Source organism: Plantactinospora sp. BC1 (genome assembly GCF_003030345.1).
In the GTDB taxonomy this organism is placed as follows: domain Bacteria; phylum Actinomycetota; class Actinomycetes; order Mycobacteriales; family Micromonosporaceae; genus Plantactinospora.
This window is the reverse complement of the sequence record NZ_CP028158.1, coordinates 2,250,893-2,264,621: the sequence shown is the minus strand read 5'-3', so window position 1 is coordinate 2,264,621 and position 13,729 is coordinate 2,250,893. Positions and strand designations below refer to the sequence as shown.

At 73.1% G+C, this 13,729-nt stretch carries 10 protein-coding genes; all 10 read left to right on the top strand.

All coding sequences use genetic code 11. The annotated features are described in order from the left end of the window. The first annotated feature begins 10 nt into the window (after window positions 1-10). Complete coding sequence (locus tag C6361_RS09480; protein WP_107267509.1) at window positions 11-757, top strand: 2-hydroxychromene-2-carboxylate isomerase; 747 nt, start codon at window positions 11-13, stop codon at window positions 755-757. Between the two features lie 100 nt (window positions 758-857). After that, a complete protein-coding gene (locus C6361_RS09475) occupies window positions 858-2,690 on the top strand; it encodes a fatty acyl-AMP ligase (protein ID WP_159079266.1) in 1,833 nt (610 codons plus the stop codon). A gap of 5 nt (window positions 2,691-2,695) precedes the next feature. Further along, the gene (locus C6361_RS09470) at window positions 2,696-4,516 is read left to right on the top strand and encodes an acyl-CoA dehydrogenase family protein (protein WP_107270849.1); all 1,821 of its coding nucleotides are present in this window, start codon (window positions 2,696-2,698) and stop codon (window positions 4,514-4,516) included. Next, complete coding sequence (locus C6361_RS09465; protein ID WP_107267507.1) at window positions 4,513-6,234, top strand: acyl-CoA dehydrogenase; 1,722 nt, start codon at window positions 4,513-4,515, stop codon at window positions 6,232-6,234. The genes C6361_RS09470 and C6361_RS09465 overlap by 4 nt, the downstream gene beginning before the upstream one ends. A 32-nt stretch (window positions 6,235-6,266) precedes the next feature. Further along, window positions 6,267-6,536, top strand: a complete 270-nt coding sequence (locus tag C6361_RS09460; protein ID WP_107257175.1) for an acyl carrier protein — start codon at window positions 6,267-6,269, stop codon at window positions 6,534-6,536. Then, window positions 6,533-8,020 (top strand): condensation domain-containing protein, encoded by a 1,488-nt coding sequence (locus C6361_RS09455; protein ID WP_107267506.1) that lies wholly within the window; start codon window positions 6,533-6,535, stop codon window positions 8,018-8,020. The genes C6361_RS09460 and C6361_RS09455 overlap by 4 nt, the downstream gene beginning before the upstream one ends. Before the next feature lie 126 nt (window positions 8,021-8,146). Next, on the top strand, window positions 8,147-8,881 hold the full coding sequence (locus C6361_RS09450) for an ABC transporter ATP-binding protein (RefSeq protein ID WP_234359429.1): 735 nt from the start codon (window positions 8,147-8,149) through the stop codon (window positions 8,879-8,881). Continuing rightward, window positions 8,875-11,367 (top strand): FtsX-like permease family protein, encoded by a 2,493-nt coding sequence (locus C6361_RS09445; protein ID WP_199853308.1) that lies wholly within the window; start codon window positions 8,875-8,877, stop codon window positions 11,365-11,367. Before C6361_RS09450 ends, C6361_RS09445 begins: the two co-directional genes overlap by 7 nt. Before the next feature lie 327 nt (window positions 11,368-11,694). Continuing rightward, window positions 11,695-12,669: a 2,3-diaminopropionate biosynthesis protein SbnA gene (gene sbnA, locus C6361_RS09440; RefSeq protein ID WP_234359582.1), complete on the top strand. Its 975-nt coding sequence runs from the start codon at window positions 11,695-11,697 to the stop codon at window positions 12,667-12,669. A gap of 9 nt (window positions 12,670-12,678) precedes the next feature. Beyond that, window positions 12,679-13,695: a 2,3-diaminopropionate biosynthesis protein SbnB gene (gene sbnB, locus C6361_RS09435; RefSeq protein ID WP_107267503.1), complete on the top strand. Its 1,017-nt coding sequence runs from the start codon at window positions 12,679-12,681 to the stop codon at window positions 13,693-13,695. Window positions 13,696-13,729: the final 34 nt, after the last annotated feature.

The window sequence follows — 13,729 nt, the reverse complement described above, 5'->3', positions numbered from 1 at the left end:
GGAGTTTCCCATGGCGGTGCGCCGCACCCCACGGTTCTACTTCAGCCTGCGCAGCCCGTACTCCTGGCTCGCCTACCGGGACCTGCACCAGCGGTATCCGGAGCTAGTGTCCGAGTTGGACTGGGTGCCGTTCTGGGAGCCGGACGAGCAGAGTTCGCGGCTGCTCGCCGAGGCCGGCGGCGAGTTCGTCTACACCGCGATGTCCCGGGCCAAGCACCTCTACGTGCTCCAGGACGTCCGGCGGCTCACCGCCGAGCGCGGGCTGACGTTCAGCTGGCCGGTCGACCGGGAGCCGGTCTGGGAGATCCCGCACCTCGGCTACCTGGTGGCGGCGCGGCACGGTGCCGGACCGGCCTACCTGGAGCGGGCGTACCGGGCCAGGTGGGAGGAGGGGCGGAACATCTGCGACCGGTCCACGGTCGCCGAGATCGCCGCCGAGCTGGGGCTCGACCCGGCCGAGGTCTCCGGGGCGGCGGACGATCCGGAGGTACGTCGCCAGGGCGTCGGGGCGCTGCTCGACATCTACCGCGACGGCGTGTTCGGGGTGCCGTTCTTCGTACACGGCTTCGACCGGTTCTGGGGGGTGGACCGGCTGGCCGCGTTCGCCGCCTCGGTCGCCGCCAAGCGCGGGACCGCGAAGCCCCGTCCCGCCGAGCCGCCGCAGGTGCCGGGGAACGGTGAGGGGGCGGCACCGGAGCCGGTGCCGGTGGGTGCGCCGGGCCGGACCGACGAGGGGCATGCCGGCGGCTGCGGCTGAGCCCGTTGATATAGCCCGAATATGGACGTCGATCGTACGGTCTGCCACGGAAACGCCGATGGCGCGGTGGACGCCGTGCGGAGAAGCCGGGGAAACAAACGTGTCCAAGGGAAGCATCGTCGAGGCGGTCCGGCACAACGTGGCCGGATCGCCGGAACGGCAGGCGGTGGTGTTCTGCCGTGGTGCGGGGGAGCGGTTCGTCGAGACGTCCCTGACGTACGCCGAACTCGACCGGGCGGCCCGGTCGACGGCGGCCTGGCTGGGCCGGCGGTGCCGGCCGGGTGACCGGGCGCTGCTGCTGTATCCGACCGGGTTGGAGTTCGTGGCCGGCTTCCTCGGCTGCCTCTACGCGGGCGTGATCCCGGTGCCGGTGCCGCTGCCGGCGAACTACCGGCACCACGCCGACCGGACCAGCGCGATCGCCCGGAACGCGGACGTGGCGGTGGTGCTGACCGATCCGGGGAACCTGGGCGCGGTCGACGACTGGATGCTCCAGGAGGGACTGGACCACCTGGCCTTCGCGGCGACCGACCTGGACGCCCCGGGTGGGGGCGGCGGCGCGGGCGACCCGGGCGGGGAGCCGACCGACGGTGCCGGGACGGCCGCGGACGGGTGGCTGCCGTATCCGGCCCGTCCCGACGACATCGCGTTCCTCCAGTACACCTCGGGCTCGACCAGCGACCCGAAGGGCGTGATGGTCACCCACGGCAACGTGCTGCACAACATCGGCTCGGTGCACCGCACCCTCGGCTGGACCGACCAGACCCGGTTCTGTAGCTGGCTGCCGCTCTATCACGACATGGGCCTGATCGCGATGCTGATCGCGCCGCTCTATCTCGGCAGCACCGCCGTGCTGATCCGGCCGAACGACTTCCTCAAGCGGCCGCAGCTGTGGCTGGAGGCGATCGACCGGTACGGCGCCGAGGTGGCCTGCGCGCCGAACTTCGCGTACGACCTCTGCGCCCGGCTGCTCACCGACGAGCAGGTCGCCGCGCTGGACCTGTCCCGCTGGCGGTACGCCTGCAACGGTGCCGAGCCGATCGACCCGGCCACCCTGGAGCGGTTCGCCGCCCGGTTCGCCCCGGCCGGTTTCCGCTACGAGTCGTTCCTGCCGACGTACGGGCTGGCCGAGGCGACGCTCTGCGTCACCGGGGCCCGCCCGGCCGGTGCCCCGGTGACGGCGTACGTCGACCCCGCCGAGCTGGCCCGGGACGTCTTCACCCCGCTGCCCGCCGGTACGCCCTCCGGGCTGGCCCTGGTCGGCAGCGGCCGGGTCAACGCGCTGGACGTACGGATCATCGACCCCGGCACCTCCACGGTGCTGCCGGACGGCCGGGTCGGCGAGGTGTGGATCCGGGGCGGCAGCGTGACCCGAGGCTACTGGGGGGACCCGGAGGCGACCCGGCGGGCCTTCGGCGCGGTGACCGCGGACGGCGACGGCGGCTTCCTGCGTACCGGTGACCTCGGCACCCTCGACGACGGCGAGCTGTACGTCACCGGCCGGATCAAGGAAATGATGATCGTGCACGGCCGCAACCTCTACCCGCACGACGTGGAGCGGGAGGTCCGGGAGGTCGCCGAGGCGTTCGCCGGGCTGCCCTGCGCGGTCTTCTCGGTGCCGGCGCCCCGGGAGGAGATCGTGGTGGTCCAGGAGCTGCGCACCCGGGCCCGGGACGCCGCCGAGATCGCCGGGCTGGCCGGTGCGGTCAAGTCGACGCTGAGCCGGATCCTCGGGCTCCGGGTGGCGAACGTCGTCTTCGTCCGGGTCGGTCAGGTCCGGCGTACCACCAGCGGAAAGATCCAGCGCACCATGATGCGGGAACTCTTCGTCTCCGGCGTGCTCGACGCGACGTACGAGGATCTCGATCCGGAGGTCCGGGACCGCTACCGGGCCGGGCGGGCCGCGCAGCCGGTGCCGGCCGGGCGGGGGTGACCGGGATGCGCTATCCGGCCTTCGCCCTCGCCGAGCATCTCGACCACGGCCTCGGCGACCCGCACGACCCGGACCGGCCGGCCTCGTTCGCCCGCTGCGTCGCGCTGGACGCCCGGGAGGAGTTCCCGGCCGAGATCTGCGCCGAGCTGGACCGGCTCGGCCTGCCCCGCTGGTACGTGCCGGCCGAGTTCGGCGGCGAGCTGCGCGACTACGAGGAGCTGCTGCACGCGGTGCGGATCCTGGCCCGCCGGGACCTGACCGTCGCGATCGGGCACGGCAAGACCTACCTCGGTGCCGTCTCGGCCTGGGTCGGCGCCACCCCGGAGCAGGCCCGCCGGGTCGGTGCCGAGGTGCTCGCCGGCAGCGTGATCTCGCTGGCGCTGACCGAGCGGGAGCACGGCAGCGACCTGCTCGCCGGTGAGGTGTCGGCGGTGCCGACCGGGGACGGCTACCGGGTCGACGGCGAGAAGTGGCTGATCAACAACGCCAGCCGGGGGGACGTGGTCTGCGTACTCGCCCGGACCGAACCGGCCGGCGGCACTCGGGGCTTCAGCCTGTTGATGGTGGACAAGCGGCGGCTCGCCCCCGGCACCTTCCGCTGCCTGCCCAAGGAGCGCACCCACGGGGTACGCGGGGCGGACATCAGCGGGATCGCCTTCACCGGCGCCGAGGTGCCGGCCGACGCACTGGTCGGCTCGACCGGCGTCGGCCCGGAGATCGTGCTGAAGAGCGTCCAGCTCACCCGCACCATGTGCGCGGCGATGTCGCTCGGCCTGGGTGACCAGGCGCTGCGGCTGGTCCTCGACTTCGCCACCGGGCACCGGCTCTACGACCGGCCGCTGGTCGACCTGCCGCACGCGAACCGCACCCTCACCGAGGCGTACGTCGACCTGCTGATCGGTGAGGCCACCAGCATGCTGACCGCGCGCGGCATCCACGCCATCCCCGGCGAGCTGAGCGTCACCTCGGCGGTCGCCAAATACCTGGTGCCGACGATGATGGACCGGACCATCCCGAGGCTGGGCCAGGTGCTCGGGGCCCGCGCCCTGCTCACCGCCGACCACGCCGACGGGCTGTTCCAGAAGATCGAACGCGACCACCGGATCGTCGGCATCTTCGACGGCAACACCCTGGTCAACCTGAACACCCTGGTCAACCAGTTCCCGGGCCTGGTACGCGGATACCGGCGGGGCGTGGTCGACCCCGGGCTGGCCGACACCGTCGAGCTGGCCCGGCCGCTGCCCGACTTCGACCGGAGCCGGCTGGCGCTGCTCTCCCGGACCGGGTGCAGCGTGGTGCAGCGGTTGCCGGTCGCCGTCGCCGAGGTACTGGAACTCGTCGACGCCGGCATCGCCCCGCAGGCGCTGGCCGGCCAGGCCGAGACGCTGGCCGGGCTGGTCGACCGGCTGCACGAGCGGATGGCCGCGTACCGGCCGCAGCCCCGGCAGGTGCCGGCCGAGGCGTTCGCGATGGCCGGCGAGTACGCGCTCGCCTTCGCCGCCGCCGCCTGCCTGCAACTCTGGCTGCGCAACCGGCACTGGCTCTCCGACGGCCCGACCGCCCCGCTCTGGGCGGACGCCCGCTGGCTGCGCGCCTGCCTGCACCGGCTGATCGGGCAGCTCCGCCCGGCCGCCGGGACCGGCTCCGAGACCGACGACGGCGAGGACTACGACCGGCTGCTGCCGGACCTGCGGGCCCAGCACCGGGAGGGCCGGCTCTTCTCCCTGCTCCCGGCCCGGCTCGCCGAGGCGGGCCCGCAGACGTCCGAGCCCGCGGCGCGCTCCGCCGAGCCGGCCGCAGAGCTTTCCGAGGTGGCAGCCCGATGAGCGTCGACACCGCCCGCGTCCCCGGCCCGGTCCCGGCTCCCGACGCTGACCCGGACCTGGAGACGTACCTCGGGAATCCGCACGATCCGACGAACCCGGTCGGCTATCCGGCGCTGCTCGCCGCCGACGAGCGCGGCGAACTGCTCGCCGACGGCGAGCGGGCGCTCGACGGGTACGGGCTGAACGCCGAGTTCGTGCCCCGGGCCCTCGGCGGCCGGTTCGACCGGGCCGACCGGCTGGCCCAGGTGCTGCGCGCGGTGTTCCGCCGGGACACCACCCTCGGGGTCGGCTACGGGGTCACCACCTTCATCGCCGCCACCCCGGTCTGGACCGACGGCACCGCGCGGCAGCGGCGCTGGATGGCCGACCTGCTGCTGCGGCACGGGAAGGCGTCGGCCGGCTACAACGAGCTGGCGCACGGCACCGACTTCGGCCGGGCCGAGCTGCGGGCCCGGCCCGACGGCGACCGCTTCCTGGTGACCGGTCGCAAGGAGATGGTCGGCAACCTGAGCCGGGCGGACGCGGTGACGCTCTTCGCCCGCACCGACGACCGGCCGGGCAGCCGCAGCCACTCGCACCTGCTGCTGGACATGGCCGCGCTGCCGGCGGAGCACCTGCGGCAGTTGCGCCGCTACCGCACCGCCGGGGTGCGCGGGGTGCTGCTCGGCGGGCTGGAGTTCGACGGCTGCCCGGTGCCGGCCGACGCGGTCGTCGGCGAACCCGGCGGCGCGATGGAGACGGTGCTGCGGGCCTTCCAGGTGACCCGGGGCGTACTGCCCGGGATGGCGGTCGGGATCGTCGACACCCAACTGCGTACGGTGCTGCGGTTCGCCCTCGACCGCCGGCTGTACGGGCTGCCGGTGGCCGAGCTGCCGCACGCCCGGACCACCCTGGTCGACGCCTTCCTGGACCTGCTGGTCAGCGACTGTCTGGCCACCGTGGTGGCCCGGGCCCTGCACGTGCTGCCGGGGCAGACCAGTGTCTACAGCGCCGCCGTGAAATACCTGGTGCCGAAGATGTTGCAGGAGGCGGTGCACCGGCTCTCGGTGGTGCTGGGCGCCCGGTCGTACCTGCGGGACGGCCCGTACGCGATCTTCCAGAAGAACCTGCGGGACCTGCTCGCCGCGACGCTCACCCACGCCAGCGCGGCGGTCTGCCAGGCGACGATCATCCCGCAGCTGCCCCGGCTGGCCCAGCAGGGCTGGCGCTCGTCGCCGGCACCGCCGCCGGAGCTGTTCCGGCTCGGCGGTTCGTTGCCGCCGCTGGACTTCGGCGCTCTCGGGCTCTCCGCCCGGGGCGTGGACAGCCTGGCCGGCACGCTCCGGGAACACGGCGCCGAACCGGGTGCCGAGCCGGCCCTCGCCCGGCTCTGCGGCCTCTTCACCGCCGAACTCGACCGGCTCGCCGAGGTCTGCGCCGACCTGCCGCCCCGGGACCGTACCGTGATCGCCGGCCGGCGCAGCTTCGAGCTGACCGACCGGTACACGACCGTGCTGGCCGCCGCCGCCTGCCTCGGGGTGTGGCGGCACAACCAGGACGACCCGTTCCTGCGGGACACCCCGTGGCTGCTCGCCGCGCTGACCCGGCTCGCCGGACGGCTGGGCCTCGACCCGGGCGCGGCACCGGACGGGCTGGAGCGGCACCTCTTCGTCGAGCTGCTGGAGCGGCACCAGGACAACCGCGGCTTCGATCTGGTCAACCGGCGTCTCGCCGGCTGACCGTCTCCGTCCGTACGCCAAAGGAGTGCACCATGTCCGGAACCATCCAAGACACCTCCGTCGACGCCATCCGTAGCTGGCTGGTCGGCCGGATCGCCTTCTATCTGCAACGGTCGGCCGAGGAGATCGACGCCGACGCCCCGCTGGTCGAGATCGGCCTCGACTCGGTCTACGCGATGACCCTGAGCGGGGACGTGGAGGAGCGGTTCGACATCGAGGTGGAGCCCACGATGGCCTGGGACCACCCGAGCGTCAACGCCCTCGCCAAGCACCTGCACGGCGTGCTGGGCGCCCGGGGATGACCGTGCAGGGCATCCGCCCGGACGAGTCGGCGGCCGGGCCGGCCGGTCCGCTGTCCGGCCCCGGCCATCCACTCTCGGTCGGGCAGGAGGCGCTCTGGTTCCTCTACCAGCTCGCGCCGGAGAGCCCGGCGTACAACATCACCCTCGCGGTCCGGGTCCGGTCCGCGCTGGACGTCGCGGCGCTGGGCCGGGCGGTCGGCGCGCTGGTGGCCCGGCACCCGGTGCTCGGCACGGCCTTCGCCGAGGTCGACGGGGTACCCCGGCAGTTCGTCCCGCCGGCCGGTGCCGGGCCGGCGGACGGCTCCCGGTGGCTGGAGGTCCGGGACGTTCCGGGCCGCACCGACGAGGCGCTGCTCGGGCTGGCCCGGTCGGTCGGCGAGGTGCCGTTCCGGCTCGGTGCCGGCGACGTCTTCCGGGTGGTGCTGCTGCGCCGCTCCGCCGAGGACGCCGCCCTGGTCGTGGTCACCCACCACATCATCAGCGACGCCACCTCGCAGTGGCTGCTGCTGCGGGACCTGCTGGCCGGATACCAGGGGATCGCGGCCGGTGGCGCACCGGACTGGGCGCCGCTGACCGGCAGCTTCCTGGACTATGTCGAGGCGGAGCGGGTACTCCTCGACTCGCCCCGACGGGAGCGGCTGGAACGGTACTGGCGGAATCGCTGCACCGGCGTGTCGGCCGGGGCGATCCCGGTCGACCGGCCCCGACCGGAGCGGCAGACCTTCGACGGGGCGACCTACCACCTGCGGCTCCCCGACGAGCTGGCGGCCCGGGTCCGGGCGGCGGCCTCGGCGGCCGGGGTGACCCCGTTCGCCTTCCTGCTCGGGGTCTTCCAGGCCACCCTGTACCGGTACGGCGGCCAGGACGACTTCGCGGTCGGCTGTCCGGTGGCGACCCGGCACGGCCGGGGGCTGCGGGAGGTGGTCGGCTATCTGGTCAACACCCTGGTGTTGCGTTCGTCCTTCGCCACCGGGGCCACCTTCGCCGACGCGGTGGCGGCGGCACACCGGGAACTCCTCTCCGGACTGGCCCACGTCGGCTACCCGTTCCCGCTGCTGGACCGGATGCTCGGCGGGGCCCGGGGCAGCACCCGGTCGCCGCTGTTCCGAATCGCCTTCACGATGGTCGCGGCGGACCGGCTGGACCCGCCGCTGCCACTGGTGCCGGAGGGCTCCGCCGTGGGCCCGGAGATCTCCTACCGGGGGCTTCGGCTGGCCGCGTTCGACGTACCGCAGCTGGAGGGGCAGTTCGACCTCAACGTGGAGCTGCGCCAGACGGAGGATTCATTCACCGGTGCCTTCCGGTACAACACGGATTTGTTCGACGGTGCGACCATAGAGCGGCTTACCGGGCACTACCGCCGGCTGCTGGAGGCGGCTACCGCCGACCCGACGCGCCGGATCGACCGGGTCTCCCTTGTCGACAGCGCACAACTGGAACAACTGCTCGCGTTGGGTACCGGCGGCGTCTCGCCCGGGCAGTGAACCGGGGAACACCCGGATCCCGGGGGGAACCGCCCGAAACCCGGGACACCTCAGGGTCGCCGGTCCGGGGGTTCTCAGGGTGGTATCTCATGTGTCGATCTAACGATCAGTGATTGGATGCTCGCTATGGAGCAGGCTGTGCGGCTGGAGTCGCTGAGCAAGACGTACGGTTCGGGTCAGAACGAGGTGACCGCCCTGAGAGGCGTGTCGCTCGATCTGCGGGCCGGAAGCTTCACGGCGATCATGGGGCCGTCCGGCTCGGGCAAGTCGACCCTCCTACAGTGCGCGGCCGGGCTGGACCGGCCGACCGGCGGCCGGGTGGTGATCGGCGGCACCGACCTGACCGGGCTGAGCGAGACCGCGTTGACGCTCCTCCGGCGGGACAAGATCGGCTTCGTCTTCCAGGCCTTCAACCTGCTGCCGTCGCTGACCGCCGAGCAGAACGTGGCGCTGCCGCTGCGGCTGGCCGGCCGCAAGCCGAGCCGGTCCGAGGTGGCGGAGGTACTCGCCGAGGTGGGGCTCGGCAACCGGGGCGGGCACCGGCCGGCGCAGCTCTCCGGCGGCCAGCAGCAGCGGGTGGCGATCGCCCGCGCCCTGGTCACGAAGCCGGCGGTGCTCTTCGCCGACGAGCCGACCGGTGCGCTGGACACCAGCACCAGCCGGGAGGTGCTGGCGCTGCTGCGCGGCCTGGTCGACCGGCACCAGCAGACCATCGTGATGGTCACGCACGACCCGGTGACCGCCGCCAACGCCGACCGGGTGGTCTTCCTCGCCGACGGGGTGCTCGCCGGTGAGCTGGTCAACCCGACGGCGGAGACGATCGCCGCCCGGATGACCCGGATGGAGGTCGGCGCGTGCTGAGCATCGCGTTGCAGACCCTGCGGGTGCGCTGGGCCGCGTTCGTCGGTACCTTCGTCGCGCTGACCCTGGGCGCCGGCATGATCGCCGCGATGGGGCTGGAGATCGGCGCCACCCTGGGGCTGCCCGAGCGGGCACCGCAGCGGTTCGCCGCCGCCCCGGTGGTGGTCGCCGCGCTCGACCCGGAGTGGGATCCGGCCCGGCACGATCCGGGCAGCCGCTCCCTGATCCAGGCCCGGGGCATCTCCGACGCGCTGGCCGCCGAGGTCGGCGCGCTGGGCCGGACGGTACCGGTCCGCAACTTCTACGCCCAGCTCGCCGGCGGCCCCGACGACCAGGTCGGGCACGGCTGGTCCAGCGCCGAGTTCGCGCCGTACGCGCTGGCCGCCGGCCGGCCGCCGCAGGCCGACACCGAGGTCGTGGTGCCGAGCGGCGGTGCCGGGCCGGGCGACCGGGTCACCGTCTTCACCACCGGCGGGCCACGCGACTACACCGTCGCCGGGGTGACGGCGCCGGCCGACTTCGAGTCCGCGGTCTTCTTCACCGACGCCGAGGCGGCCCGGCTCTCGCCCCGGGTCGAGGCGCTGGTCGCCTACGGGGCGCCGGAGGCGGTACGCCAGGCCGTCGGCGGGGACGCCGAGGTGCTCACCGGTCAGCGGCGCAACGTACTCGACCCGAGCTACAACGCCGACCGGGAGGCGATCGACAACACCCAGACGCTGCTGCCGATCACCGCCGTGGTCGCCGGCTTCGTCTCGATCTTCCTGGTCGCCTCGACCTTCGCCTTCGCGGTCGCCCAGCGGCGCCGGGAGATCGCCCTGCTCCGCACGGTCGGCGCCACGCCCCGGCAGGTACGCCGGATGGTGCTCACCGAGGCGTTCGTGGTCGGGCTCGCCTCCGCGGTCGCCGGCTGCGCCCTCGGGCTCGCCGTCGCGCCGCTGCTGGCCGGCTGGATGGTCGACCTGGGGCTCGCCCCGCCGTGGTTCACCGTCGGGTTCTCCACCGGGCCGGCGGTCTGGGTGCCGCTGCTGATCGCCTTCTGCGTGGGGCTGGGAGTGGCGCTGGCCGGGGTCTGGGCGGCGTCCCGCCGGGCCGGTGACGTACGCCCGATCGAGGCGCTCCGGGACGCCGCCGTCGACTCCCGCACCATGACCTCCGGCCGGTGGCTCTACGGCCTGCTCGCGCTCGCCTTCGGACTGGTCACCATCGGCTGGGTGGCGGTGGTGAACCCGGGCATGGTGATGGTGCCGACCCGGTACATCGGGGTGCTGATGCTGCCGATCCTCGCCTTCGCGCTGCTCGCCCCGGTGGTGGTGAAGCCGATCGCCCGACTGATCACCTGGCCGCTCGGCCGGCTCCGCGGTGCCGCCGGGATGCTGGTCCGGGAGAGCGCGCTGACCTCGGTGCGGCGTACCGCGGCCACCGCCGCGCCGGTGCTGCTCACCGTCGGGCTCTCCATCTCGCTGCTCGGCGCCGCCGCCACCATCGACCGGGCCAAGGACAGCGGCCGGCGCAACCAGGTCACCGCCGACTTCGTGGTCACCCCGAACGGTACGCCCGGGATCAACGAGGCGGTCACCGAGCGGGTCCGGGCGATCCCCGGCGTCGACGTGGTCGCCGCGCTGCCGACCATGGTGTACGTCCGGGACGACGCCCGGCTCGCCGACTACGAGGCGCTGGCCGTCGACCCGGCGGCGCTGTCGGGCACCCTCAGCCTGCCGGTCGACGAGGGCAACCCGGCCGACCTGCGCGACGACACCATCATCGTCAACGACGACTGGGGAGTCGGGGTCGGCGAGACCGTCGAGGTCTTCATGGCCGACGGCAGCAGCGTGCCGCTGCGGGTGGTGGCGGTGCTCGACACCACCTCGGGCAGCAACGACGTCGCCTACCTGAGCACGAAGTACGCCGGCACCGCCAGGTACGCCTTCACCGGCCTGGCCCGCCGGGTCTACGTCTCGGTGCAGGACGGCACCGACGCGGCGGCCGTCCGGTCGGCGCTGGGCAGCGCCACCGCCGGGCTGGGTGCCCGGGCGGTCGCGGCGGAGGACTGGCTCGGCGAGGAGAGCAGCGAGAACAGCCAGGCCAGCACGCTGGGCATGCTGCTGGTGCTCGGCATCGCGATCGTCTTCTGCCTCATCGCCATCGTCAACACGCTGGTGATGGCGACCTCGGACCGGCTCCGGGACCTGGCGATCCTGCGGCTGGCCGGCGCCACCCCGCGACAGGTGCTCCGGGTCTTCGCCGCCGAGTCGCTGCTGGTGGCCGGCGTCGGGGTGCTGCTCGCGGTCGGGGCGTCGGCGGTGAACCTGGCCGGGCTGCGGCTCGCCCTGGGGCAGCTCGTCGGGGCGACCCCGGTCAGCGTGCCGTGGGGCACCGTCGCGGTGATCACGGTGGTCAGCGCCGCGCTGGCCGTACTCGGTGCGGTGGTACCGGTCCGGCTCGCCTTCCGGTCCGGCGCGGTCGAGCTGGCCGGCGTACGCGAATAACCGCCCACATCGGACCCTTTCCGGGCTCCGTCACCTGTTTCCTCAGGTGGCGGAGCCCGGTTCGTTTTCGAAGATAGTTTCGATATGGGGCTGGTATAGCCGCGGGTCGCAGGATGACTAGGAGCCGAGAAAGCAGGCCGGCGCCAACCGTGGGAACGGCACCTGGGGTGACGTTTCCGGGGAACGTAACTGACCCGCGAAGGGAAAGCCGTGCCAATGGACCTTTTACGACCTGGAGAGCACGGCGCCTGCACGCCGGCTCTCACCGGCGGCCACGACCAACCTCAAGGGGAGGTTGAAAAAGGTTCACCGCACGCGCTGAAGGGCATCCTCGCGGCCGTCGGGAACACACCCCTGGTGGAACTCGAACGCCTGGTCCCCGATTCTCGAATCAAGGTGTTCGCCAAGCTGGAGCGCTTCAATCCCGGCGGCAGCGTCAAGGACCGGACCGCGCTGAGCATGCTGTTGGAGAAAATCCGCAGCGGCGAACTCCAGCCGGGCCGGTCGGTGGTGGTCGAGTCGAGCTCGGGAAACCTGGCCGTCGGGCTCGCCCAGATCTGCCGGTATTTCGGGCTCCGGTTCGTCTGCGTCGTGGACGCGAAGACGACCGAACAGAACCTCGCGATACTGCGGGCGTACCAGGCGTCGGTCGAGGTGGTGAACCGGCCCGATCCCGACAGCGGCGAGTATCTGCCGGTGCGGGTACGCCGGGTCCGCGAACTGGTCTCGAACACCCCGCACGCGTTCTGGCCCAACCAGTACGCGAACCCGCTCAACCCGGTCGCGCACCGGCAGACGATGGCCGAGATCGTCGAGGCGCTCGACGGTTCCGTCGACTACCTGTTCTGCGCGGTCAGCTCCTGCGGCACCCTGCGCGGTTGCGCGGACTACGTCCGGCAGCACGGGCTGAACACGAAGATCGTCGCGGTCGACGCGGTCGGCAGCATGATCTTCGAGGGGCAGCAGCCGATCGAGCGGCTGCTTCCCGGGCACGGCGCGTCGCTGCGGCCGGGACTCTTCGACCCGGACGCCGCCGACGAGGTCATCCACGTGACCGACCTGGAGTGCGTCGCCGCCTGCCGCCGGCTCACCGCCCGGGAGGCGATCCTGGCCGGCGGCTCCTCCGGGGCCACCGTGGCGGCCCTGGAGCGGCGCGTTCCGAGCATCCCCGAGGACGCGAAGTGCGTGCTCATCTTCCCCGACGGTGGCGACCGCTACCTCGACACGATCTATTCCGACGACTGGGTACGGAGCCGCTTCGGTGAAGTTTCGCACCTCTGGAAGGAAGCCTCCGGTGGGTGATCAGGCCTGATGCTGATCCTTCGACATGACGACGTGCGGCAGATCCTCGCCGAGCGCGAACTCGCGCTGATCGAGCTGGTCGGCGAGGCGTACCGGTTGCACGACGAGGGTGCCACCGCGGTACCGCACTCGATCTTCCTCCGCTTTCCCGACCAGCCGCGCAACCGGATCATCGGGCTGCCCGCGTACGTCGGCGGGAAGTCGCCGGCCGCCGGGATGAAGTGGATCGCCTCCTGGCCGGGGAACATCGCCTCCGGGCTGGCCCGGGCCAGCGCCTCGATCGTGATCAACGACCTGGACACCGGAGCGCCGACGGCGCTGCTCGAAGGCTCGGTGATCTCCGCCAAGCGGACCGCGGCCAGTGCCGCGCTGGCGGCCCGGCTGCTGGTCCGCGAGCCCGGGCCGAGCGGGGTGACGCTGATCGGCTGCGGCGTGATCAACCTCGAGGTGCTGCGCTTCCTGCTCGCCGCGCTGCCGACGCTGACCGAGGTGACCCTCTTCGACAGCGACTGCACCCGGGCGGCGGCGTTCGCCCGGCAGTGCGCGGACCTCTCGCCGACCCTGCACGTGACGCTGGCCGCCGACGCCGGCCGGGCCGTCGCGGCGCACGACCTGGTCTCGATCGCCACCACGGCGGCCGAGCCGCACCTCGACCTCGGCCCGGCCCGCCCCGGCACGCTCGTGCTGCACGTCTCGCTGCGCGACCTGACCCCGGCGACGATCCTGGCCAGCCAGAACGTGGTCGACGACGTCGACCACGTCTGCCGGGAACGGACCTCGCTGCACCTGACCGAACAGCAGGTCGGGCACCGCGACTTCATCGACGCGCCGATCGGTCAGATCCTGCGCGGCACCGGCGGCTTCCGCCGCGATCCCGGCCGGATGGTGGTCTTCTCGCCGTTCGGCCTCGGCGCCCTGGACATCGCCCTCGCGGAGTTCGTCCGGGCCGCCGCCGTCGAGCGGGGCCTCGGCATCCGCGTCGACGACTTCCTGCCCGCCACCGGCGGCACCGCCTATCCCAGGTGATCCGGCCCCGGCCGGAGCCTCGACCAACCACAAG

Bases quoted from the DNA above. Each gene is read 5' to 3' on its own strand.
- C6361_RS09450 (WP_234359429.1), top strand. From the start codon at position 8,147: ATGGAGCAGGCTGTGCGGCTGGAGTCGCTGAGCAAGACGTACGGTTCG.
- C6361_RS09480 (WP_107267509.1), top strand. From the start codon at position 11: ATGGCGGTGCGCCGCACCCCACGGTTCTACTTCAGCCTGCGCAGCCCG.
- C6361_RS09465 (WP_107267507.1), top strand. From the start codon at position 4,513: ATGAGCGTCGACACCGCCCGCGTCCCCGGCCCGGTCCCGGCTCCCGAC.
- C6361_RS09455 (WP_107267506.1), top strand. From the start codon at position 6,533: ATGACCGTGCAGGGCATCCGCCCGGACGAGTCGGCGGCCGGGCCGGCC.
- sbnB (WP_107267503.1), top strand. From the start codon at position 12,679: ATGCTGATCCTTCGACATGACGACGTGCGGCAGATCCTCGCCGAGCGC.
- C6361_RS09470 (WP_107270849.1), top strand. From the start codon at position 2,696: ATGCGCTATCCGGCCTTCGCCCTCGCCGAGCATCTCGACCACGGCCTC.
- C6361_RS09460 (WP_107257175.1), top strand. From the start codon at position 6,267: ATGTCCGGAACCATCCAAGACACCTCCGTCGACGCCATCCGTAGCTGG.